The 22795-nt window shown below is 71.9% G+C and carries 19 protein-coding genes and 1 tRNA gene; 12 read left to right on the forward strand and 8 right to left on the reverse strand.

What is annotated here, in order from left to right:
- Nucleotides 1-17: 17 nt before the first annotated feature.
- The 5 genes from recJ to WMF34_RS23165 all read right to left on the reverse strand — a co-directional run bounded on the left by recJ (nt 18) and on the right by WMF34_RS23165 (nt 7166).
- On the reverse strand, nt 18-1772 hold the full coding sequence (recJ, locus tag WMF34_RS23145) for a single-stranded-DNA-specific exonuclease RecJ (RefSeq protein WP_231865019.1): 1755 nt from the start codon (nt 1770-1772) through the stop codon (nt 18-20).
- An 88-nt stretch (nt 1773-1860) separates the two neighbouring features.
- Nucleotides 1861-3102, reverse strand: coding sequence for a protein translocase subunit SecF (secF, locus tag WMF34_RS23150; RefSeq protein WP_437994566.1), 1242 nt, complete (start codon nt 3100-3102; stop codon nt 1861-1863).
- Between the two features lie 75 nt (nt 3103-3177).
- Nucleotides 3178-5331 carry a protein translocase subunit SecD gene (secD, locus tag WMF34_RS23155; protein ID WP_012237114.1) on the reverse strand — a complete coding sequence of 718 codons (2154 nt, stop codon included), beginning with the start codon at nt 5329-5331 and terminating at the stop codon, nt 3178-3180.
- Between the two features lie 55 nt (nt 5332-5386).
- On the reverse strand, nt 5387-5821 hold the full coding sequence (gene yajC, locus WMF34_RS23160; RefSeq protein ID WP_437994567.1) for a preprotein translocase subunit YajC: 435 nt from the start codon (nt 5819-5821) through the stop codon (nt 5387-5389).
- 202 nt (nt 5822-6023) lie between these two features.
- The gene (locus WMF34_RS23165) at nt 6024-7166 is read right to left on the reverse strand and encodes a transketolase (protein WP_157906853.1); all 1143 of its coding nucleotides are present in this window, start codon (nt 7164-7166) and stop codon (nt 6024-6026) included.
- Between the two features lie 484 nt (nt 7167-7650).
- Between WMF34_RS23165 and WMF34_RS23170 the strand changes: the two genes are divergently transcribed.
- The 3 genes from WMF34_RS23170 to infC all read left to right on the forward strand — a co-directional run bounded on the left by WMF34_RS23170 (nt 7651) and on the right by infC (nt 9061).
- A tRNA-Val gene (locus WMF34_RS23170) sits at nt 7651-7722 on the forward strand.
- A 33-nt stretch (nt 7723-7755) separates the two neighbouring features.
- Nucleotides 7756-8097 carry a hypothetical protein gene (locus tag WMF34_RS23175; protein WP_012237117.1) on the forward strand — a complete coding sequence of 114 codons (342 nt, stop codon included), beginning with the start codon at nt 7756-7758 and terminating at the stop codon, nt 8095-8097.
- Nucleotides 8098-8341: 244 nt separating this feature from the next.
- A complete protein-coding gene (infC, locus tag WMF34_RS23180; protein WP_044968999.1) occupies nt 8342-9061 on the forward strand; it encodes a translation initiation factor IF-3 in 720 nt (239 codons plus the stop codon).
- Between the two features lie 176 nt (nt 9062-9237).
- Here the strand turns inward: infC and WMF34_RS23185 are convergent, their stop codons facing one another.
- Nucleotides 9238-10794 carry a serine/threonine protein kinase gene (locus WMF34_RS23185; protein WP_437994568.1) on the reverse strand — a complete coding sequence of 519 codons (1557 nt, stop codon included), beginning with the start codon at nt 10792-10794 and terminating at the stop codon, nt 9238-9240.
- A 194-nt stretch (nt 10795-10988) separates the two neighbouring features.
- On the reverse strand, nt 10989-11675 hold the full coding sequence (locus tag WMF34_RS23190; RefSeq protein ID WP_012237120.1) for an SMI1/KNR4 family protein: 687 nt from the start codon (nt 11673-11675) through the stop codon (nt 10989-10991).
- A gap of 136 nt (nt 11676-11811) precedes the next feature.
- Here WMF34_RS23190 and WMF34_RS23195 point away from each other — a divergent pair, with 136 nt between their 5' ends.
- From WMF34_RS23195 to WMF34_RS23220, 6 genes are all read left to right on the forward strand, one after another.
- Nucleotides 11812-12066 carry a hypothetical protein gene (locus WMF34_RS23195; RefSeq protein ID WP_437994569.1) on the forward strand — a complete coding sequence of 85 codons (255 nt, stop codon included), beginning with the start codon at nt 11812-11814 and terminating at the stop codon, nt 12064-12066.
- Nucleotides 12063-13649: a hypothetical protein gene (locus WMF34_RS23200; protein ID WP_437994570.1), complete on the forward strand. Its 1587-nt coding sequence runs from the start codon at nt 12063-12065 to the stop codon at nt 13647-13649. Before WMF34_RS23195 ends, WMF34_RS23200 begins: the two co-directional genes overlap by 4 nt.
- A gap of 84 nt (nt 13650-13733) precedes the next feature.
- Nucleotides 13734-15107 (forward strand): hypothetical protein, encoded by a 1374-nt coding sequence (locus WMF34_RS23205; protein WP_437994571.1) that lies wholly within the window; start codon nt 13734-13736, stop codon nt 15105-15107.
- 22 nt (nt 15108-15129) lie between these two features.
- The gene (locus WMF34_RS23210; RefSeq protein WP_437994572.1) at nt 15130-16503 is read left to right on the forward strand and encodes a protoporphyrinogen/coproporphyrinogen oxidase; all 1374 of its coding nucleotides are present in this window, start codon (nt 15130-15132) and stop codon (nt 16501-16503) included.
- Between the two features lie 129 nt (nt 16504-16632).
- The gene (locus tag WMF34_RS23215) at nt 16633-17199 is read left to right on the forward strand and encodes an FMN-binding protein (RefSeq protein WP_012237124.1); all 567 of its coding nucleotides are present in this window, start codon (nt 16633-16635) and stop codon (nt 17197-17199) included.
- A complete protein-coding gene (locus tag WMF34_RS23220; protein WP_012237125.1) occupies nt 17196-17825 on the forward strand; it encodes a hypothetical protein in 630 nt (209 codons plus the stop codon). The genes WMF34_RS23215 and WMF34_RS23220 overlap by 4 nt, the downstream gene beginning before the upstream one ends.
- 88 nt (nt 17826-17913) lie before the next feature.
- Here WMF34_RS23220 and glgB read toward each other — a convergent pair whose 3' ends face one another.
- A complete protein-coding gene (glgB, locus tag WMF34_RS23225; protein ID WP_437994573.1) occupies nt 17914-20160 on the reverse strand; it encodes a 1,4-alpha-glucan branching protein GlgB in 2247 nt (748 codons plus the stop codon).
- 348 nt (nt 20161-20508) lie between these two features.
- On the opposite strand from glgB, the gene WMF34_RS23230 reads away from it, so the two are divergent.
- From WMF34_RS23230 to WMF34_RS23240, 3 genes are all read left to right on the forward strand, one after another.
- Nucleotides 20509-22077, forward strand: a complete 1569-nt coding sequence (locus WMF34_RS23230) for an aldehyde dehydrogenase family protein (protein ID WP_231865020.1) — start codon at nt 20509-20511, stop codon at nt 22075-22077.
- A 154-nt stretch (nt 22078-22231) separates the two neighbouring features.
- Nucleotides 22232-22435: a hypothetical protein gene (locus WMF34_RS23235; protein WP_437994574.1), complete on the forward strand. Its 204-nt coding sequence runs from the start codon at nt 22232-22234 to the stop codon at nt 22433-22435.
- Nucleotides 22432-22665 (forward strand): hypothetical protein, encoded by a 234-nt coding sequence (locus WMF34_RS23240; protein ID WP_437994575.1) that lies wholly within the window; start codon nt 22432-22434, stop codon nt 22663-22665. The genes WMF34_RS23235 and WMF34_RS23240 overlap by 4 nt, the downstream gene beginning before the upstream one ends.
- The last annotated feature ends 130 nt before the right edge of the window (nt 22666-22795 follow it).

Raw genomic sequence — 22795 nt, forward strand, 5'->3', positions numbered from 1 at the left:
AGGCCCGCCGCGAACGCTCAGTCGGACGCGGCGACGTGCTCGATCCTGATCTCGACGGCGTCCCCGCCGCGCCAGGCGTCGCGCCGGAGCCGGCCCACCACGTCCACGCGCTTGCCGGTGAAACGCGGCGCGAGCTCGCCCAGCTCGAACCCGAAGCACGAGATCTCGCGGCGGGCGAACGTGAGCTCCAGCTTGAGGTGACCCTTCAGGTTCCTCGCGGAGCGCACGGCCGCGCCCGCCACGAGGACGTACGACGGGCGGTTGCCCTCGCCGCACGGCTCGAGCCGCTCGAGATCGCGCGCCACGGCCGCAGGATCATCGCGATCGTCGAGCCGGACGTGGGCGGCGGCGGACGCCGCGGCGGCCGGGAGGTCCTGCTCGCGGAAGGCGTCGCACCACGCCGCCCGGAGCGCCTCGACGCGATCGGCGCGCACCTCGACGCCGGCCGCCGCCTGGTGGCCGCCGAAGCCGACGAGCTCGGCGCGGCACCGGGTGAGCGCGTCGTGGAGCCGCGCGCCCGCTGGACCGCGCACCGAGCCGCGCCCCTTCGCGCCCTCGAGCGCGATCACGATCGTCGGCTTGCCGTAACGACCCGTGATCCTGCCGGCGACGATGCCGACCACGCCGGGGTGGAAGCCCTGCCGCGCGATGACGATCGCAGGATCCCGATCGAACCCAGCGCGCTCGATCTCGGCGAGCGCGGAGGTCAGCATCTCGTCCTGGATCGCGCGCCGCTTCATCTGCGCCTGCTCCACCGTGGCGGCGAGCGCGGAGGCGGTCACGCCGTCGTGCGCGAGCAGGAGCTCCAGGGCGATGTCGGGATCGCCGAGCCGGCCGGGCGCGTTGAGGCGGGGCGCGATCCGGAAGGCGACGTCCTCGGCGGACGCGCCGCGCCCGAGATCGAGGTTGGCGAGCGCCGCGAGCGCGCGGAGCCCTGGACGGGGCCCGGTCTGGAGCACGCCAAGGCCGGCCCGCACGAGCGCGCGGTTGTCGCCGGTCAGCGGAGCGACGTCGGCGACCGTGCCGATCGCCACGAGGTCGAGGTAGGGGCGGAGATCGAGCGACGAGCCGAGCCTCTTGCGCACGGCGGCCAGGAGCGAGAGCGCGAGCCCGCAGGAGGCGAGCCCCTTGTACGGGAAGCCGCAATCGGCGCGGTGCGGGTTCAGGAACGCGATCGCGGGGAGCGGCTCGGCCGGCACGAGGTGGTGATCGATGACGACGCAGTCGATGCCGGCCGCGCGGGCCGCGGCCAGCCGCTCGTGATCGCTGGATCCGCAGTCGCACGTGATGAGCAGCGTGGGACCTGTGCGCATCACGCGCTCCAGCGCGGGCGCCGAGAGGCCGTAGCTGCCTTCGGCGCGCGTCGCGAGGAGCGGCACCACCTGTCCCGAGAGGGCGCGCAGCCCGCCGGTCATGATGGCGGTCGCGGTGATCCCGTCGCAGTCGTAGTCGCCGAAGACGGCGATCCGCTCGCCGGCGCGCACGGCGCGCGCGATCCGCTCCGCGCTCGCCTCGCGATCGGCCATCGCGTCGGGCGACGTGAGGTGCGAGAGGCGCGGGTCGAGGAAGCGCCGGGTCGCCTCGTCAGGCGCCCAGCCGGCCCGGTGCAGGATGTCCGCTACCGTGATCGACAGCCCCAGCTCGCGCGCCATCACGAGCGCATCGGCGGACGCCTCGCCCGGATCCGCGACGGGCGCGGCGCCCCCCGCCGCGGGCGAGGCCGGCGCCTCGCGCTCGGGGAGCTCCCTCCAGGCCTCCGTGGCGCTGCTCATCACAGAAGCGGGTACACCGACGGGGGGGGTGCGTCCATGGCCTGGGGCGGTTCAGGCCGCGCGGCCACGCGCGGCCACGGCGAGGCGCTCAGACGACCGCGTCGGCGCGCTTCTGCGTGCGGACGCGGCTGACCTTCCTGCGCTTGCTCCCGTTCGCGCCGAAGAACCGGCGGTCGATCCACTCGGTGAGCGGCGCCGCGACGTAGATCGACGAGTACGTGCCGACGGCGATCCCGACGACGAGCGTGAACGCGAAGTCCTTGATGACGCCCGTGCCATAGAAGAGGAACATGACGAGCGACAGCAGCGTCGTCATCGACACGAGGATCGTGCGCCCGAGCATCTCGGAGAGCGAGAAGTTGATGACGGCGGCGAAGCTCATGTCGCGGTGCTTCCCCAGGTTCTCGCGGATCCGGTCGTAGACGACGACCGTGTCCGTGATCGAGTAGCCGACGATCGTGAGGAGCGCGGCGACCGTGGAGAGGGTGATCTCCCGCTGCGTGATCACCATCGCGCCGAGCGCGATGCCGACGTCGTGCACGAGGGCGACGATGCCGCCGGGGGCGAACCGGATGTCGAACCGGAACGCGATGTACGCCATGATGAAGAAGATCGTGATGGCGACGCTCTTGATGGCCGCGTCGCGCAGCTGCGCGCCGGCCTTCGGGCCGATCCACTCGACCCGGAGCGCCTGCTCGGGCACCTTGTCCGCGCCGAGGTGCTCCCGGAGGCCATCCATCAGCTGGTCGCCCTTCGACTTCAGGTGGAGCTCGACCTTGTGGTCACGCTCGCTCACGATGAGCGGGTTGTTCGCGCCGGCCCTGAGCTCCACCCCCTCGATGCCCTCGATCTGCTTCTTGATCCCCTCCAGATCGGGCGCGGTGTCGTAACGCGTGGAGATCTTGTCGCCGCCGGGGCTGAACTTCACCTCGGTGGCGCGCACAGCGGGCGGGCAGCGGTCCTCGGGGACGGAGCCGTTCTCGGGCGGCAGGCACATCCGATCGCGCACCGCGGCCTTCTGCTGCTCCGACAGGGTGGAGACCTCATGGACCCGGATGAGGTAGCGGTTCGGGTTGGCCTGGTCCGCGACGGACACGACGTCCGGGGAGTCGAAGCCCGCCTTGGTGACGGCCTCGCGGACCTCGGCGCTCGAGACCGGAGCCCGGAAGGCGACCTCGATCTCGGTGCCTCCCTTGAAATCGGTCCCGAGCGTCGGCCCCGGCACGATGAACGAGATGATCGACAGGATGAGCAGCACCGCGCTGAGCCCGATGAAGAGCCAGCGCTTGCTCATGAAGTCGAACTGACGGCCAGGTTTGATGAGTTCCATCGTCGTGTCTCAATCGGAGAGCCGCTCGCGCGTTCTCCCTCATAAGGTCGGAGATCGGCTCGCGCGCCCTCGTTCTCAGCCGAGCGAGAGCGTCTTGATCTTTCGGCCGCGGACCGCCCAGTCGAACATCAGGCGGGTGCAGACGACCCCGGTGAACAGGCTGATCGCGATGCCGACGATCAGCGTGATCGCGAAGCCCTTGATGGGGCCGGTTCCGTACTGCGCCAGGATGAGCCCCGAGATCAGCGTGGTCACGTGGCCGTCGAGGATGGCGCTGAACGCCTTGTCGTAACCGATGTCGACCGCGGCGCGCGGGCTCTTGCCGTTCCTCAGCTCCTCCCGGATGCGCTCGTTGATCAGCACGTTGGCGTCGACCGCGATGCCCATGGTGAGCACCAGGCCGGCGATGCCGGGCAGCGTCATCGACGCCCCGAACATCGCGAGGACGGCGACCTGCAGGATGAGGTTGAAGATGACGGCGATGTCCGCGATGAGCCCGGCGCGGCTGTAGATCACGACCATGAACACGACGACGAGCAGGCCGCTCGCGATGGCGCCCTTCATGCTCTGCTGGATCGCGTCCTTGCCCAGCGACGGGCCGATGCGCTGCTCGTTCGAGGGCGAGATCGGGGCCGGCAGCGCGCCCGATCGGAGCACCAGCTCGAGCTTGCGCGCGTCCTGGAGCTGCTGATCGGGGTTCTGCGAGCCCATCGTGATCTGCGCGCGGCCGCCGCCGATCTTGGTCTGGATGACCGGCGCGCTCTCGACCTTCTCGTCGAGGATGATGGCGAACCGCCGCTTGACGTTCCTGCCGGTGATGTCCTCGAACCGGTCGGCGCCGGTCGGGGTGAAATCCATCGACACGTACCAGCCGCCGAGGCCGCCCTCGCTCTGATCCGGGAGCGCCTGCGCGTCGCGCACCATGTCGCCCGTGATCTCGGCCTTGCTGAAGAGGAAGTACGTCCGCCAGCCGATCTCCTCGATGGCGTCCTTCTCCTCGTCGTACTCGTACAGCTTGCCGAAGCCGATCTCGTTGTCCGCCGGGACCTGGAGCGTCCCGACCCACTCGCGCAGCCGCTTCAGCGTGTCGCGCATCTCCTCGTGCTCCGCGCGCACCATCCGGGCGAAGTGGACCGGCTTCGTCTTCCCGGGGCCGACCGGCGCGTTCTCGATCGAGAACGTCAGCCCCTTCGGGAGGTCCTCCTCCTTGGCGCTCCTCGCGATCGGCTCGAAGAAGTCCTGGTCGTCGTCGACCATCTTGAACTCGAGCCGCGCGGTCTGGCTGATGATCTCGCGGATCGTGGTGAACGCGGCCTCGTCGTCGCCGGGGACCTCGATGATGACGTCCTCGTCACGCGTGGAGACGCTCGCCTCCTTGAGGCCGAGCCCGTCGACGCGGCGGAGCACCGTCTCCTTGGCCTGCGACACCGCCCGCTCACGGATGTTGCTCGAGACCTCGTCGCGGATCCGGAACTTCGCGACGCGGCGATCCGCCGAGCGCTGGAGCTGCAGCTCGTGCAGGAACTTCGCCAGAAACTCGTCGTTGATCTTCTCGGAGTCCGCCGGGTCGTTGAACGTGATCGCGATCGTGTCCGCCTGCTCGCGCGACTTCTCGATGCGGAGCTTCGTCTGGAGCTTCTGCATCTCCTCGATCGTCGGCGGCTTGTCGCCCTCGTGGAACCCGAACGACTTCGCGAGCGCCGCGCGCAGGTCGTCGTAGTACCGATCGCGCTTGTCGCTGATCGCCTCGTCGACGTCGACCGTGTAGACGAGGCGGAGGCCGCCCTTCAGATCGAGCCCGCGCACCAGGCGGAACGGGATGTTCGACGTCAGGAAGCGGCTGAACCCGAGCTCGCCGGCCCTCGCCTGGGTCTCCTGCTCCGCGACCTCCTCCGACGAGAGGCCGGTGTGGACGGGGCGGCCGTACCGCTCGTCGTGGTAGGTCGGGTAGATGGCGAGCGCCGAGCCGAGCGCCAGGAACAGCACGAAGCCCGTCTTTGCCCGCCACGCGAAATCGATCCACGGCCCGACGCAGAGCAGCGCCCACGGCACCATCAGGCCGAAGGTCGCGAGGGCCCAGAACACGTGGTAGTGGGCCGCGATCGCGGCGGCGCCGGCGGAGAGCGCCGCCCAGGCGAAGACGCTGCGCTTCGATCGGCTGAGCCACGCGCCGAGGAGGCACAGGCCGGCGACGCCGGCGAACCCGTACTGGAAGATGTTTAGGAGCATGGAGTCTGGCGCCGCGGGGGCGGTAAAAAAGCTTCCTGTTGGGCCGAGCGCCGGCCTACGACTTCTTTTCCTTCGCCGCGTCGGCGACCTTGGCGTCCGCCGCCGCGACCTCGCCCGGATCGGGGCCCTGGATCGCGCTCTTCAGGATCTGCACGTTCACCCCGGGGGCGATCTCCAGCTTGACCCTTGGGGAGTTCGGGCTGATGTCGACGATCCTGCCGAGGAGCCCGGACTGCGTGACGACCCGGTCGCCCGCCTTGAGGCTCGACTCGAGCTGCTTCTGCTTCTTGCTCTGGCTCCGCGTCATCACGAAGATGAGCAGCAGCGGCAGCGCCAGGATGAGGAACTGGAAGGCCCCCCCGCCGAACGGCGAAGAAGGCGGCGCCTCCTGCCCTCCGGACGGCGGAGATTGACCTTCGACCGGCGTCGCGGGCGCGTTGCCCGCTCGCCCGGGGGCGGCGTTCGGCTGGAACCAGTTTGAGCTTGCCAAGGTGACGCGTGTCTCCGGGCCCCGACGGGCTCGCCCGCAAATTGCGGGCCTCTCCCAACCCCCCGGGGCCCGCCTCCATACCCAGGATCCAAGGGTCGCGCAAGGAGCTAGGCGGGCAGGCTCACCCGGGCGTCCGGGGAATGCAGCCTGGCGGCCCTTTCCGCGCTTACGTCCCCTGCCGCTCTTCCGCTGCCGCGCGGCGTCAGCCGTCGCTGCCGAACACGATGTGCCGGCGAGCGCGCTCCCCGCTCGCGATCTCCGCGAGCGAGAGGCGCACGTCGCGCTCGGTGATGGTGCCGTCGATCGTCGCGAACGTCGCGGAGAGGATCGGCGGGATGCGCCCGACGCTGGGGAAGCCCGGGGCCCAGGTGAGCGCGTCCGCGAACGCCGCCTTCACCGCGGCGGCGACGGGCCCGTACGGCGCGAGCGGCACATCGAGCGGCTCCAGGACAACGATGGCCTTGGCGCGCCCGAGCGTCTTCACCACGTCGGCGCCGAAGAACGGGCGGAGCGCGCGCACGCCCACGAGGCCGACGCGGCGGCCCTGCGCGCGCAGGCTGCGCACGACCTCGCGGGCGGCGGGGAACGCGCAGCCCACGACGACCATGATCTCCTCCGCGTCCGCGGTCTCGACGCGCTCGATCGCGCCGAGCGGCCTGCCGGTCAGCTCGCAGAGCTCCCGCATCGCGCTGGCGAGCGCGAACGGAACGCGCGCGCAGAAGCCCCGCTCGGCCCGCTTCCGGACGACGCCGCGGCCCTGCGGGCGAGGCCCCCCGTCGCCGTCGCTCTCGCCCGGCGCCGCGTCGGTGAAGGTCGGCGCACTCCGCTCGGCGCCGAGGAAGCGCGCCGCGAGCTCGCGCGTCCCGCCGAGGGCCGACACGTCCGACGGCAGCGCGTCGACGAGGTGCAGGAACGGCGTCTCGCTGTCCTCGGCGGCGCGCCGCGCCACGAGCGTCATGTCGGCCGCCTCCTGGCTGCTCCAGGTCACGAGCACCCCCGCGCCGACGTCGAGCGCGGGCGCGAGCTCGTCGCGCCCGACGGCGAGCCCGCCGCGGCGCTCGATGACGTGCACGGTGACCGGCGTCCGCACCGCCGCCGCCTCGCCGAGCGCGGCGAGCGCCCCGACGAGCTCGTGGGCGCCCAGCACGACGCTCGCGCGCTGCCCGGCGCGCGTGCGCGCGGCGGCGCCGCGGATCGCCTCGGTGGCGCACGCGGCGCGCTCGATCGGCAGATTGCCGGGCACGGCCGCGTGCGCGGCGAACAGCGCGCTCCCCGCGGCCACCTCGACATGTGCGATCACCGCCGCCGGATCCGGCGGCGCGCCTAGACCGTCAGGCCCTGCCATCCCATCGTTCGTCGCCCGAGCCGCACGCGAGGTCAAGCGCGAGCGCGATCGGCTTCCGCGCAGCGGCCGGCCTGGAGTAGCGCGGCGATCGCGATCGTCGGTGTTCGTCAGTGTCCGGACGTAACTCCGAGAATTCACGCTCCCAGCGCGCAATGAGCTTCCGCCGCGCGCGGCTCCCGGCCGGTCGCTCGCCCGGCGCGTCGAGCGCATCGTGGAAGCCTGCCGCGCCCGGCCTGTGGCTGCAGCCGGGCCTCGTCGACCGATCGACGGCATCGACGGTTCGGCGAGCCGGCTGCTCGCCCAAGGCGACGGGGCGAGAACGGACGCCACCCGAGCCTTCACCAGGAACACCAGGAACCGGTCACCATGCACCGGGCCGCCACAACAAAAGCGACCCCACGAAACATATCGCTTGACGGACCTCCCCCCCCTTGATAGGAGGCGCTCTCCGTTTCGTCGGCCCCGGGCCGAGCGGGCGGGACATAGGCGCGTAGCTCAGTGGTAGAGCACTACCTTGACACGGTAGGGGTCGCCGGTTCGAAACCGGCCGCGCCTACAAATCAGCAGGAGACCTAGCCTGCGAGGTTTCATGGCCCTCGATCAGACAGCCCTGGCCGCCCCGGCGGCCCGCACCACGGTGCGCAAGGCTCTCGCGGACGACATCGCCAAGAACCGCCCCATCCTCGGCGCCCACGTCAACGGGCGCCTCGTCGATCTTCACCTTCACACCCCCTTCCACTTCGACGACTCGGCCCGGATCGGGCTGGTCCGGACGAGCGCTCCGGATGGCCCTTCGGCGAACGCCGTGGCCGCCCCCCGGTCGCGCGACCTCGACGAGGCCCTCGGGGCGATGCCGCTCGCGGAGCTCGCCGACCGGCGAGCCGCGGCGCGGAAGCTCCACCGGCTCGCCGTGAGCACATCGGGTTCGTGACCTGCCGCTCCGGCCGGCCTCTCTCGCCCGGCAGTCCCTTCCCCACCCCCGTCGAGCCCGGCGCGCCATGGCCCGGAGCGCCGATGCGCCGCGGCGCTCGTCCTGCTTGCTGCCGTTGCCTGCGGCGCGGAGTCAGGCGACATTGTCGTGGTGATGGACGCCACGACCGGGCTCGGGCGCGGAGCGGCGGACCGTCGCTTTCAAGAGCACAGAACACAAGGAGGCAGCGAAATATCACATGGCGATGAGACGCTTCGACCCTCGGCAGGCCCAGCGGGGGCCGCAGATCCGCATCAACCAGCGCATCCGCGTCCCGGAGATCCGCGTCATCGGTGATGACGGCGAGATGCTCGGCATCATGCAGACCCACGAGGCGCTGCGCCGAGCTCAGGAGAAGGGGCTCGACCTCGTCGAGGTCAACCCGAAGGCGGATCCCCCGGTCTGCAAGATCCTCGACTTCGGCAAGTACAAGTACGACGAGAAGAAGAAGGCCCGCGAGGCGAAGCGCAAGCAGAGTGTGGTGGAGATCAAGGAGATCAAGCTCCGTCCCAAGACGGACGACCACGATCTCGAGTTCAAGACCAGGGCTGCTCACCGGTTCCTCGGCGCAGGCCACAAGGTGAAGTTCACGGTGCGCTTCCGCGGCCGCGAGATCACCCACCCGGAGAAGGCGCAGGAGCAGCTCGACTGGATCGTCCAGCACTGCGAGGAGATCGCGAACGTCGAGGTGCGCCCCATGATGGAGCAGCGCACGATGACGCTGATGATGGCGCCCAAGCCGGCGATCCTGCAGAAGGTGGCCCAGGCCCGCGCCGCCGCGGAGAAGGCGCGTCAGAAGGCGATCCAGGAAGGGCGCGCCGCTCCTGCCCAGGACGACACGGAGGACGAGGAGATCGAGAAGCTCGAGAGGGAGCTCGAGGAGCAGGACGACGAGGACGACGACGAGGCGGAGGCGACCGAGTAACGCATCCGGCGAGAGAGCGCGCCTCGACGCCGATCACGGTGCGGCGCGCCTCGCAAGGGCGGCGTGTTGACGCGTGCTGACATGCGCTGAGCGCTCGCGCGCTGGCCGCCGCGCAGCACGCAGCGCGCCCAGGGCTCGGCCGTGGGCGCCGCGAGGAGCACGCTCCCTTCGCCGAATCAGTGCGGGATCAGGCCGCCGAACCACGCGCCTGCGGCGAGGGCGGCGAGCGCGGCGACGAGCAGCACGGCCTTCACCGCGCCGCCCCCGGTCCTGGCTGGAGGGGCAAGATCCGGCTCCAGGTCGCGCGGCGCGGCCGGCACGAGCGGCGCGGCCGGCACGAGCGGCGCGGTAGGCGCCGCCGCGGGCGGCACAGGGCGCTGCATCTCGGGTACGGGCCGCGGGGAAGCCAGGGTCGGCACGGCTCGCCTCTCGAGCGGCGGATGCGCCGGCACAGGCGGCGCGAGCAGCGGACCCGCGGGCCTGGACGAGGGGACGCCGGAGGAAGGGGCGAGAGGAAGGCCGAACCCCGTCTCCTCGAGCGCGGCGAGGTTGCCCTCCTCGACCGACACGGTGGCGAGGGACCGCCGCATGACGTCCTCCCCCGGCGCCGAGAGCTTGTCCCCCGGCGCCGAGAGCTTGATCTCGTCGGCCCACTTGCCGATGTCCTCGAAGGCCGAGATCTTGAGCGGCTCGTTCAGACGCGTGGTGCTCGGCGCCGCCTTGTCGTCCGGCAGCGACGTGAACTCGAGCAGCGTCTCCTCGATGAGCCGGTCGATGAACGACGCCTTGTCCGACGTGGGAGCCCGCTTCCGGAGCGCCATGGCGCTGCGGACGTGCTCGGCGATGTCGTAGGCGCTGACGGGCCTGCCGAACCTGTAGAGGAAGGTCGTGAGATCCCGGCCGAGCTCGCGCGCCGAGCCATAACGCTCCGCGGGATCGCGGGCCAGCGAGCGGGCAATGATGCGATCGAGCTCGGGGGGGACCGCCTTGTTGCTCTCGGAGAGCGGCGGGATCTGCGCCTGCTGCACGAGCTTGACCGTCTGGTAGTCGGTGTCGCCGAGGAAGAGCCGCTTCCCGGAGAGCATCTCCCAGAGGATCGCGCCGAGCGCGAAGATGTCGGTGCGGTGATCGACCTCCTGGCCCTGCGCGGCCTCGGGCGAGAGGTAGCTGAACTTGCCCTTGATGATCCCGGCCTCGCTCTTCTCGAGCTGGCTCGTCGCCTTGGCGAGGCCGAAGTCGACGATCTTCACCTCGCCGTACTTCGTGATGAGCACGTTCGGAGGCGACATGTCCCGGTGGACGATCTTGAGCGGATGCCCGTCGGCCGCCTTGAGCTCGTGGGCGTACGTGAGCCCCTCGCAGAGCTTCGCCGTGATGAACACGGCGGACTCGACCGGGAGGGTGCGGCCGGCCTTGCGCATCGACTCGAGGACCGCCTTCAGATCGGCGCCGTCCACGTACTCCATCACGATGAAGTACGCGTTGTCGCCGACGCCGATGTCGAACACCTGCGCGACGTTGGAGTGGGAGAGGTGCGCAGACAGCCGCGCTTCGTCGAGGAACATCGCGATGAAGCGCTTCTTCTCGCTGAGGTGCGGGAGCACGCGCTTGATCGCGACCTGCTTCTTGAACCCCTCGATCCCGGCGCTCTCCGCCAGGAAGACCTCGGCCATGCCGCCCGAAGCTAGCCGCTCGATGACCCGGTAGCGCTGCTGCTGGTGGGCATCCGTCATGGTCCACCTAGTACACCACGTCCCACGCTGCGCGCGGAAACAACCGGCTCGTCTTCATCGGAGCCCGCGGGCGAGGCGCGCAAAGAGTGCGGCCTGGAACCATCGCGCACGCTCGCGCACGAGCGCGCGCCCTGTCCCCTGGACGCAGCCTTACGCGGGCATCGCAGCGGCCAGGCTCGGGAGGCGAGGCTCGCTCAGCCCGTGAGCGCGCTCCGCAGGAACGGGCGAGGTGCAGGTGTGAGCGGCACCGCCACCGCGCGCACGCGGCTCCTCGACGCGACCGCGCCGCGCGCGAGCGCCGCGGGCTCGATCTGCGCGGCGGCGCGCTTCCGGCGATCGTCGAGCTCCGCGGCGAGCATGTCCTTCACCATGTCGAGGAGCTCCGGGAAGCCCGACAGGCGCAGCCCGACGTCGTTCGTCCAGAGGATGATCTCGAGCTCTCCGTCAGGCGCCCTCGCCTCGGGATCCCACGCGAAGACCGTCTCGGCCGCCGCGTCGATGCCGAACGGGACGAGCGCGCTCCGCGCACCATGGCGGCCGCGCATGGTCGCCGGCACGCCGTCGCGCTCGCCCGCGCCGCGCACCTCCTCGCCCTCGCAGTGCTCGAGCACCATCCGCCCGACGTCCATGTACGAGCCGCGCGCGAGCGCGCGCACCCCGAGCAGGCTGGCGCCAGCGAACAGCTGCGGCCAGCCGTCGTGCCGCGAGAGCAGCTCCCGATAGCTCGGCGGCAGCGCCATCCCGAGGCGCCGCTCGACGCCGGCGATCGCCTCCTCGGGAGCCCCGGCCGGCGGCGCGATCGGCATTCCCCGCCGCGGATCCATCCGCGCGAGCTCCAGCTTGAGCGCGCGGATGCGGTGCATCGACTCGAGCCACTCCATGCGCGCGACCCTACGCGCGCGGCGCCGGAAGGAGCAAAAAACGAGCGACGCTCCGCCCCGCCGCGCAGGCGCAACCCGGGGGACACACGCGCTTGACAGTCATTTGGGTCAGCGGCACGGTGCTTGCGTGGCTGGCTTGGGCTCCTGGGCATCGCTTCGCACCACCTTCGTCGTGGCGGGCGCCACGTTCGTCGTCGCGTCGCTCGCGACCGCGTGCCTCGACTACGCGGGCGAGGAGCTGTTCGATCAGTGCGACACGCCGGCGGCGCCGCTCCCCGGCTCGGGATCCGGCTCGGGCGCCACCACGAGCGCCGGGGCGGCCAGCGTGGATCAGCCGGACTGCGGCGCGCCGACGCACGCGCCCGGCTCGGGATCCGGCTCGGGCTCGTGAGGGAAGAGCGGCGCGATCTCCTCGCGCTCGCCGCGCTCACCGCCGCCGCGCTCGCCTCGCGCCTGCTCTTCCGCATCGATCACGACGAGGACATCGACGCGCTCCGGTTCGCGCTCGGCGTGGAGCGGTTCGACGTGGCCGCGCTCCGCCCGCACGCGCCGTACTACCCCGTGTTCGTCGCTGCGGCGAAGGGGCTCGCGCTGCTCGGCGCGACGCCGCGCGCGGCGCTCGCCCTCGTCAGCGCCGCGTCGGGCGCGGCCGCCGTCGCCTTCACCGCCCTGCTCGCGCGCGAGGTCGCCGGGCGGCGCGCCGCGGTGTTCGCCGGGGTCCTCGCGCTCGCCTCGCCGTTCCTCTGGCTGTCGTCCGAGAAGCTCCTCAGCGACATGACCGGCACCGCGACGGTGACCGCGGCGCTCTGGCTGTGCGCCCGCGCGCGGCGCCTCCGCGGCGCGCAGGCGGCCGCTCCGGCCGCGCCGCTGGACACCGCCGCCGCGGCGGCGCGCACGCGCACCTGGGCGCTCGTGCTGCTCGGCGTCGGGCTCGGCGTGCGGCTCTCGTACTTCCCGTTCGCGCTCGCGTGCCTCGCCGTCATCGCCCGCGGCGAGGGCGGCCGCCTCGCGTGGCTCGCGCGCGGCCGCGACCTCGCGGCCGGCGCGCTCGCGTGGCTCGTGCCGCTCGTGCTGATCGCGACGCCGCGCGACCTCGTCGCGACGACGTGGGTCCAGGGGCTCGGGCACTTCACCCGCTGGGGAGGGACGGCGATCACCGTCTCGTCGCCGCTCGATCGCCTCCGCGGCGTGATCTGGGGGATCTGGGCCAACGGGCTCGGCGGAGCGTGGCCCGACGCGCCGGCGGCGCGCTGGCTCGGCGCGCCGCTCCTGATCGCGCTCCTCGCCGCGGGCGCGCTCCGCGTCGCGTCGCGAGAGCGGGCCGCGCGCGCGCTGCGCGAGCAGCCCGAGCTCTGGGCCTCCGCGTTCGCTTATTTCCTCTGGGCGCTCCTCGGGCAAAACATCGCCTACAAGCCGCGGCACTGGCTCCCGCTCGTCCCGCTCCTCCTCGTCGCCATGGCCGCCGGCGCAGCGGCCCTCTCGGCCGCGCGCCCCGCGGCGGAGGGCGCTCCGCGCCGCCGGGCGCTCCGCGGCACCGCGCCCTTCGCCCTCGTCGCGGCCCTGGCGGCGCAATGGCTCGCCGACGCGATCTCGCTCGCTCGCCAGCACGAGGCGCCCTCGCCGGCGGCCGCGATCGTGCGCTTCCTCCGCGACGCCGGCGCGCCGCCGCGCCCGGTGCTCACGCGCGACCTCGACCGGATGATCCAGGAGGGCGCGCCGGGCCGGCTGCCCGTGCGCGTCCGCGACGACGCCGCGCTCGTCCGCAACGTCGAGCGGGCCGGGCCGGGTGGCGCGCTCATCACCAGCGAGGCGCTGTCGCGGGAGGCGCGCGACGCGCTCGCAGACCGCGGCTACACGATCGCGATCCGCTTCGCGCGCCCGCGCTCGCGCTACGTCGACGCGCTCTGGAGCGATCTCGCGCTGCTCGAGGCGCTGCCCGCCGGACCTCCAGCAGGCGGCGCGCCCCCCCGCTGAAAACGAGGTTGACCTCCGTTTTCAAGGGCGCGAAGACTCCCGCCCCCCCGGCTCCCGGTCCTCGTCATGAAAGCGATCACGTCCTTGTGGCCTCGCTCCGCGGGCGTCGTCCTCGGCGCGCTGCTGCCCTTCGCCGCCGCCGCGCAGCCCGCGCCCGCCACGCAGCCCGCGCCCGCCACGCAGCCCGCCCCCGCCGCGCAGCCCGCGCCGGACGGCCCGGTCCTCGACCTGCCGCCCGAGCACGCCGCGCCGCCGCCGGAGCCCCGGAAGCCCGCCGTCGGCCTCGGCGCCGGAGAGGCGCCCGAGCACGAGCTCGTCCGCGGCCTGACCGAGCAACGGTTCCGCAGCGCCGGGGCGAGCGCCAGCAGCACCTCCGTCGGCGGCTACGGCGAGGTGCATGTCCGCGGCACGACGACCGGCCGCGAGGGCGAGCGCGCGTGGGTCGCCGACATCCCGCGCCTCGTGCTCTTCGTGGCGCACGAGTTCACGGCCGACATCCGGTCCTACGTCGAGCTCGAGGTAGAACACTCGATCTCCTGCGCGAGCTGCCCGGGCGCCGCGGAGCTGGAGCAGGCCTACATCGAGTGGAACGCGGCAGGCCGCGCCCTCGGGCTGCGCGCGGGCCTCGTGCTCGTCCCGATGGGGATCATCAACCAGTGGCACGAGCCGCCGGTGTTCCACGGCGTGGTCAGGCCCAAGGTCGACACCCTCGTCATCCCCTCGACGTGGCGCGAGATCGGGATCGGCGCGTTCGGGCAGCCGCTCGACTGGCTGCGCTTCGAGGCCTACGCCATGACCGGCCTCGATCCGCTCGGCTTCCGCGCGGGCGGCCTCGCCGGCGGGCGGCAGAGCGGCGGGCTCGCCCGCGCCAACGCATGGGCGGCCGTCGCGCGCGTCGAGGCCGAGCCGCTGCTCGGGGTCGTCGCGGGCGCGTCGGTGTACGCGAGCGACGCTGGCCCGAACGGCGAGGGCAAGTTCTTCCTTCGCGACGGCACCCCGGTGGATCTGTCGGTCCCGGTCCTCGGCTGGTCGCTCGACGCGCGCTGGCGCAGGAGCGGCCTGGAGACGCGGGTCCTGTTCGCCGAGTGGCACCTCCCCGAGGCGCGCGCGCTGATGGTCTCGTTCAACGAGCGCGGCGCGCCGAACTTCATCGATCCCACGAGCCCCGTCGCCTCCCGGATCCGCGGCGGCTATGTCGAGGCCGCGTTCGACGTGCTCCGCCCGCTCGGCGTGGGCCACGAGCTCCTGCCGTTCGCGCGCGTCGAGGCGTACGACACGCAGTCCGCGGTGCCCGAGGGCTACAAGGCCAACGCCTCGTACGGCGTCCGCGAGCTCACGCTCGGCGCCTCGTACCGGCCGACCCAGGGGGTCGTCGTGAAGGCCGACTACCAGCTGCGCGACCGCACCCTCGGGTTCGACCAGACGCAGCTCAATTTCGGCCTCGGGTTCATGTACTGAGCGCGCCGGACGCGGGCACACCATGTCACTCCGCCCAGACGACGCCGGGCCCGAGCGCCTCGTGGTCGGCGCCGGCATCTCCGGCCTCTACGCCGCGCTGCTGCTCGCGCGGGCCGGCCGGCGCGTGCGCCTCCTCGAGCGCGCGGCGCGGGCCGGCGGGCTCGCGGGCGCCGAGACGTTCCGCGGCCTGCCGTGCGATCTCGGCTCGCACCGGCTCCACCCGGCCGCCCTCGATCAGCCGCTCTTCCGCGAGGTGCACGCGCGCTCCCCGTTCCTCTCGCGCCCGCGCCGCGGGGTGCTCGTGCTCGGCGGCCGCCACGTCCCCTACCCGCCGAGCGCGCCCTCGATGCTCCGCGCGCTCGGCCTCCGCGCCGGCGCCGCCATGGGCCTCGGGTTCGTGGCGCAGCGCGGCCGCCGCGCGGCCTTCGCCCGCTGGGAGCACGACCGCGCCCTCGCCGGCGAGGACGTCGGCTTCGAGCGGTTCGTGCGCGAGCGCGTCGGCGCGGCGGCCTACGCGTCGTTCTACCGGCCCTACGCCGAGAAGGTCTGGGGCATCCCGCCGTCGGAGCTCTCCCAGACCGTCGCGAAGAAGCGGATCAGCACGACGAGCCCGCTCGCGCTGTTCAAGGGGCTCACCCGCGGCCGCGGCGGCGCCTCGGCGGATCTCGCGCGGTTCATCTACCCGCCGGCGGGCATCTCGTCGCTCATCACGTACCTCGAGGCGCGCCTCGCGGAGGCCGGCGTCGAGGCCGAGTGCGGGACCACCCTCGGCCTGGCCGGGGCGGGCGCGCGCGCCGGCGCGGCGCCGATCCTGTTCGCCGGCGATCTCGCGGATCTCGTGCCCGACGCGCCGCTCGAGCACCGCGGGCTCTACCTGGTCTACCTGGCGTACCCGCGCGCGCGGCTCGGCGCCCCGGAGACGTACTACTGCCCCGACCCGCGCTTCTGGTTCGGCCGCGTCTCCGAGCTGCAGAACTACGCGCCGGATCTCCGCCGCCCGGGCGAGACGGTGCTGTGCGTCGAGATCCCCGAGGGGGCCTGGGGGAGCGGGCGCGACTTCGCCTCGGGCGCGCCGCTCGAGGCGCTGCTCGACCAGCTCGTGCGCGCGGGCATCGCCCCGCGCGGGGTGGCGCCGCTCGAGGCCCGGCAGCGCTTCGTGCCTCGCGTGTACCCGCTCTACCGGCGCGGCTGGCTGCGGGACTGGCGGGCCGCGATGCGCCGCGCCGCCGCGCTCGGCGTGATCCCCTTCGGGCGGCAGGCGCTCTTCCTGCACTGCAACCTCGATCACTGCGCCGCGATCGCGGCCGACGCGGTGGCGCACGTCGAGGCCGGCCGCAGCCCGGAAGCGTGGGCGCTGAACGCCGAGCGCTACCTGGACGTGCGGGTGCGCGACTGACGCGACTGACGCAGCTGACGCAACTGACGCAACTGACGCAACTGACGCGACCGACGCCCGCGCCGCAGATCCGCGGCCCAAACGCCGTTGACTTTGACTTTCACGAATGACAGTTTCGTCGGAGCTTTGATGCGTCCTTCTCGTGACCTCCGCACCGCCCACTTCGCTGCAGCAGCGGCGCTCACGTTCATCCTGGCGGCGCTGCCCGCCCACGGCGCAACGTACTGGACGGTCCCTGCTGTCCTGAAGAGCTTCTTCGCAAGCTCCAAGAAGGTCGGCTATCGCAAGGTCGTCCTCGGCGACGCGGAGGCGCAGGAGCTCGGCAAGAAGCTGGGGGCACCGGTCAAGCGCGAGTGGGTGGTGTACGTCGCGGAGTCCGACGGCAAGATCGACGGCTACGCGATCAAGGACGAAGAGAAGGGGATGCACGAGCCGATCGACTTCGCCGTGCAGTTCTCGACGGCCGGCGCGGTGGAGCGCATCGAGATCCTCGAGTACCGCGAGGCGTACGGCGACGAGGTCCGCGGGGATCGCTTCCGCGCCCAGTTCCGCGGCAAGACGGCGGGTGACCCGATCACCGCGGGCAAGGACATCGACATCGTGTCGGGCGCATCCATCTCGTCCCGCTCCGTGGCGCTCGGCGTCAAGCGCGACGCGCTCGTCCTCCAGCTCGCGCTGAAGCGCGGCGGTCTGTGAGGGATTTCACAGCTTCAGCCGGTCGGCTGAGGTCGCTCTCGCTCGGCGCGAAGCTCCTCTACTCGGCGTTCGCGCTCGCGTCGGTCATCGGGCTGCTCGTGTCGTGGCGCCTCTACGGGGCGATGGTGCAGGACGCGGGGGCCGCCGCGTACTACGCGGGCGCGCCGGTCGCCGCGCCGCCGCCTGCCCCGACCCAGCCGCCCGCGGCGGCCGAGGGGCCCGCGCTCGATCTGGGCCCGGAGCTCGATCTCCCCGGAACGCCGGAGGCGCCGCGCGTCCTTGTCGAGCAGATCTCCGAGCGGAAGCTGCTCGAGGTGACGCATTTCCACCTCTTCTCGGTGCCGGTCTACGTGCTGATCCTCGCGCACCTCTGGCTGCTCGCGCGCCTGCCGTCGTGGCTCCACACCGCGGGCGTCGCGGCGGCCGTCGTCACGAGCGGGCTGCACATCGCGGCGCCATGGCTCCTCCGGAGCGCGCCCGGCGCCGCGGCGCTGATGCCCATCTCCGGCGTGGCGATGCTGCTGTCGCTCGGCGCCATGGCGGTCGTCTCGACCGTGGACATGTGGTTGCCGAGGCGCTCGCGGCGAGGCGAGGCAGCGCCCGCCGACGAGGCCCAGGCCCAGTAAACCGCCGCGCGCGCCCCGCGCGGGGCGCGCTCGCCCCGACGAGCGAAGGCGCCCTGGAGGGACCAGCTCACCAGCGCCGGACGAGGCCTCAGCCCGGCGCGTCCTGCTCGGGGACGAGCCAGAGCACCCCGAGCGGCGGGAGCGAGAGCACGATGGATTGCGGGAACCCGTGGCTCGGGACGTCCTCGACCTCGACGCGACCCAGGTTGCCCACGCCGCTGCCGCCGTACTGGACCGCATCGGTGTTGAGCACCTCCAGGTAGGCGCCGCGCCGCGGGACGCCGATCCGGTACGGATGGCGCGGGACCGGCGTGAAATTGCCGATGAACACGACGTGCGTGCCCGAGGGCGACATCTGATCTCCCGCGCCGTCGCCGTAGCGGATGAACGAGATCACGGTCTGCATGTGATCCGTGCAGTCGATCCACCGGAAGCCGTGGTGCTCGTCGTCGAGCTCGTACATCGCCGGATACTTCTTGTAGAGCGCGTTGAGCTCCGTCACGAGCCGCTTGAGCCCCGCGTGCTCGGGCACCGAGAGCAGGCCCCAGTCGAGCTCCGTCTTCTCGCTCCACTCGGCGAACTGGCCGATCTCACCGCCCATGAAGAGCAGCTTCTTGCCCGGGTGCGCCCACATGTAGCCGTAGAGCGCGCGCAGGTTCGCCAGCATCTGCCAGTAGTCGCCGGGCATCTTCGAGAGCAGCGCCCGCTTGAGGTGCACGACCTCGTCGTGGCTCAGCGGCAGGAGGAACTTCTCGGAGAAGGCATAGATCAGCCCGAACGTGAGCTGGTGGTAGTGGAAGGCGCGGTGGATGGGCTCGTGCTTGAAGAAGTCGAGCGTGTCGTGCATCCACCCCATGTTCCACTTGAAGTCGAAGCCGAGCCCGCCGACGTACGTCGCGTGGGTCACCGACGGCCAGGCGGTGGACTCCTCCGCGCAGAGGATCGCGCCCGGACAGCGCTCGTGCACCCGGTTCGACAGCTCGCGGATGAAGTCGATGGCCTCGATGTTCTCGCGGCCGCCATACCGGTTCGGCACCCAGTCGCCGCCCTGCGCGGCGTAGTCGAGGTAGAGCATCGAGGCGACCGCGTCGACCCGCAGGCCGTCGATGTGGAACTCGTCGAGCCAGTAGAGCGCGTTGGCCACAAGGAAGTTCCGCACCTCGTGGCGGCCGTAGTTGAAGATGTACGTGTTCCACTCGCGGTGCTCGCCGAGGCGCGGGTCGAGGTGCTCGTAGAGCGCCGTACCGTCGAACCGCCCGAGCGCCCACGCGTCCTTGGGGAAGTGCGCGGGGGTCCAGTCGAGGATCACGCCGATCCCCCGCTGGTGGCAGCGATCGATGAAGTAGCGGAGGTCGTCGGGATCGCCGAAGCGGCTGGTCGGGGCGAAGTAGCCCGCCACCTGGTAACCCCACGATCCGTCGAAGGGGTGCTCCATGACCGGCATGAGCTCGATGTGCGTGAAGCCGAGCTCGGCCACGTACTCGACGAGGTGGTCGGCGAGCTCGCGGTACGTCATCCAGCGCATCCCGCCCTCGTACGGCGGGCCCTCGCCCGGCACGCGCCGCCAGGAGCCGGCGTGGACCTCGTAGATCGTGAGCGGCTTCTTGCGCGAGTCGATCCTGCCGCGCTCCTGCATCCAGTCGCCGTCCTGGAACGCGTAGCGGCTCGTGTAGACCCGCGAGGCGGTGGCCGGCCGGAGCTCCATCGCCTGGGCGACGGGATCGGTCTTCACCGTGATGTTCCCCTCCGGCGTCTTGATCTCGTACTTGTAGAGCGCGCCCTCGCCGAGGCCCGGGATGAAGATCTCCCAGAAGCCCTCGCCCATCCGGCGCATCGCGTGGCGGCGGCCGTCCCAGTGGTTGAAGTCGCCGAGGACGCTCACCCGCCGCGCGTTCGGGGCCCAGACCGCGAACGACGTCCCGGAGACCCCGTCCACCTCGCGCACGTGCGCGCCGAGGACGCGGTAGAGCTCCCAGTGCCGCCCCTCGGCCAGGAGGTGGCGGTCGATGTCCCCGAGCGTCGGAGGCATCGCGTACGGGTCGAGCTCCACCGAGGAATTGCCGTCGGGGAAGCGCAGCTCGAGCTGGTACCGGAAGCGTCCGTCCGCGGGGTAGGACACGCCGGGGAAGCGCGCCTCGAAGAGGCCCGCGGGGTGGACGCGCTCCATCGGCTGCTTCCGGAGCCTGGGGTCGCCCGGGACCACCGCGATCTCGGTGGCGTCCGGCCGAAAGACGCGGACCACCAGGTCGTCCTCGTCTTCGTGCGCGCCGAGCACGTGGTGCGGATCCGGATGCTCGACTGCCGCGATGAGATCGAGTTCTCGTTGTTCCAACATGTCGGGGTCCGCCTATAGCGGCTCCACTCGCCGACGTCATGCCGAGAGTCCGCCCGAGACGCCGACCCGGCTCACCCGGGCACACCGGCGCGGCCTGCGGCGCCGGTCCCCCCTGGCGCAACCACGGTGTGCTCACCATTTGTCCGCAGCGCAACAGCGGATGTCGGTGGGCCGGATCGACCGCGAGCACGCCGAGGATCGTCGGGATTCATCGGGAAACAGCGCAAATGCTCATTTGCTGTACCTTCTCGGGAAGGGTAGGGTCCCGGCGTCGAGCAGCGAGCCACGGAGGCCATCCGGCAAGCGACGCGGGCTCGACAGGCGGAGGGATCGAACATGGGTCAGGTGGTGAGCGAACGCCCGATCGGGGGCAATGGCAGCGGTCCTGGCATGAACGGGCACGGGGGCGCGGCGATCCGCAGCTACGCGCCCGCGACCGGGGAGCTCCTTGGAGAGGCCCCGAACACCAGCGCCGAGGAGGTGCGTGCCGCGGTCGCCCGGGCGCGGCGCGCGCAGGAGGCGTGGGGGGCGCTGCCCGTGGAGGAGCGCTGCCAGCGCGTCCTGCGCTTCCGCGACGCCATCGTCGATCGCACGGACGAGATCGTCGATCTGCTCTCGCGCGAGTGCGGCAAGCCGCGTCACGAGGCGCTGCTGCACGAGGTCCTGGTCGCGGCGGACATGGCGACGTACTTCGCGCAGATCGCCCCGAAGGCGCTCGAGCCGCACGAGATCAAGCTCCACCTCTTCAAGCACCGGCGCAGCTGGGTCCACTACGTCCCTCGCGGCGTGGTCGGCGTGATCTCGCCGTGGAACTTCCCGTTCCAGCTCGCGCTGCGCGACGTGCTCGCGGCGATCGTCGCCGGCAACGCCGCCGTGCTCAAGCCGAGCGAGGTGACGCCGCTCATCGCGCTCAAGCAGAAGGAGATCTGGGACGGCGCGGGCATGCCCGAGGATCTGTTCCAGGTCGTCACCGGCTACGGGCCGACCGGCGCGGCGCTCATCGACAGCGGCATCCAGATGCTCCTGTTCACCGGCAGCGTCGGCACCGGGAGGAAGGTCGCCGCCGCCTGCGGCGAGCGCCTCATCCCGTGCGTGATGGAGCTCGGCGGCAAGGCGCCGCTCATCGCCTGCGCGGACGCGGACATCGAGCGCACGGCGCAGGCGATCGTCTTCGGCGGCTTCGCGAACGCGGGGCAGGTGTGCGTCGCGGTGGAGCGGGTCTATGCGCACCGCGAGATCCACGATCGCCTGCTCGAGCGCACCGTCGAGATCACGAAGGGGCTGAACCAGGGTGATCCGGGCAAGGAGTTCGTCGACGTGGGGGCGATCATCTTCCCGCCGCAGATCGACGTCGCCGAGCGGCACATCAAGGACGCTGTCGACAAGGGGGCGACCGTGAAGGCCGGCGGCAAGCGCGCGCCGGGGCAGGGCCAGTTCTTCGAGCCGACGATCATCGCCGGCTGCGATCATGCGATGACGGTGATGACCGAGGAGATCTTCGGGCCGGTCGTGCCGTTCATGCAGGTCGCGACCGAGGAGGAGGCGATCCGCCTCGCGAACGAGTCGCACCTCGGCCTCAACGCCTATGTCTTCTCGGAGGACACCGATCACGCCCGCCGGCTCGCCGAGCGCCTGCAGGCCGGCAGCGTGCTGGTGAACGACGTGCTCATGAACGGCGCCCTCCCCGACGCGCCGTTCGGCGGCGTCAAGCAGAGCGGCTTCGGCCGGGTGATGGGCGAGGACGGGCTCCGGCAGATGTGCGACGTCAAGCACATCAACGCGGACCGCATCGCGCTGGGGTCGAAGGACCCGACCTGGTTCCCCTACACCGCGTCGTCGTACAGCTGGTTCAAGCGGGGGATGCGCGCGCTCTTCTCGAGCGGCGGCTTCCTGCGGCGCATCGGGGAGCTGTTCTAGGGCGCGGCGCTGTCGACAGCGGCGGAGGGGAGCCTCGAGAACGTCGGCTGACCAGACGCCGGATGGACGGCCGCCGTGCGGGCACAGATCCTGCGCTTCGCGCCAGAGGCGCGCGTTCTTGCAACCCCACCCCCTTCTGATCCAGGCTGAACCCATGTCTACCCGGCCCGGTTCCTCGCCGAGCGACCCCATCCTCGCGGCCATCGATCGCGCGGCGCGTGTGCAGAGGCTCACGCCGGAGCAGCGCGCCGAGCTCGATCGGGACGTCGCCGGCATCGCGGCGGGCCGTGCGCGCCTCGTCGCTCACGAGGATCTGCCGCAAGCCCTGGAGGAGCTGGCCCGCGGGCAAGGCGGATGAGCTTCCGCGTCGTCTGGAGCTTCCCAGCGCTGGAGACGTTTTACAGGCTGCCGATGCACTCGGCCTTCATGATCGACCGGGCGGTCGTTCGCTTCGCGGAGACGGGCGAAGGCGAGCTCGCGTGGGAGGCGCCCTACTACCTCCTCAGCGCGGGCTTCCACGACGTGGTGCTCACGATCGAGCGCGAGGCGCGGACGATCACCGTGCTCCGCATCTACCGCGCTCGCTGAGAGCTACGGGATCTTCCGGTCCAGATCAGATCGGCGACGTCCGGCTCGAAGACGAACGCCTGGTCCTCCGTAAGGGTCGTCGAGATGGGCTGACTCGGCTCCATGACCTCGCGGACGATGCGGTCGAGCT

Origin of the sequence: Sorangium sp. So ce145 (assembly GCF_051525985.1) — a bacterium.
GTDB classification, from domain to species: Bacteria; Myxococcota_A; Polyangia; order Polyangiales; family Polyangiaceae; genus Sorangium; species Sorangium cellulosum_B.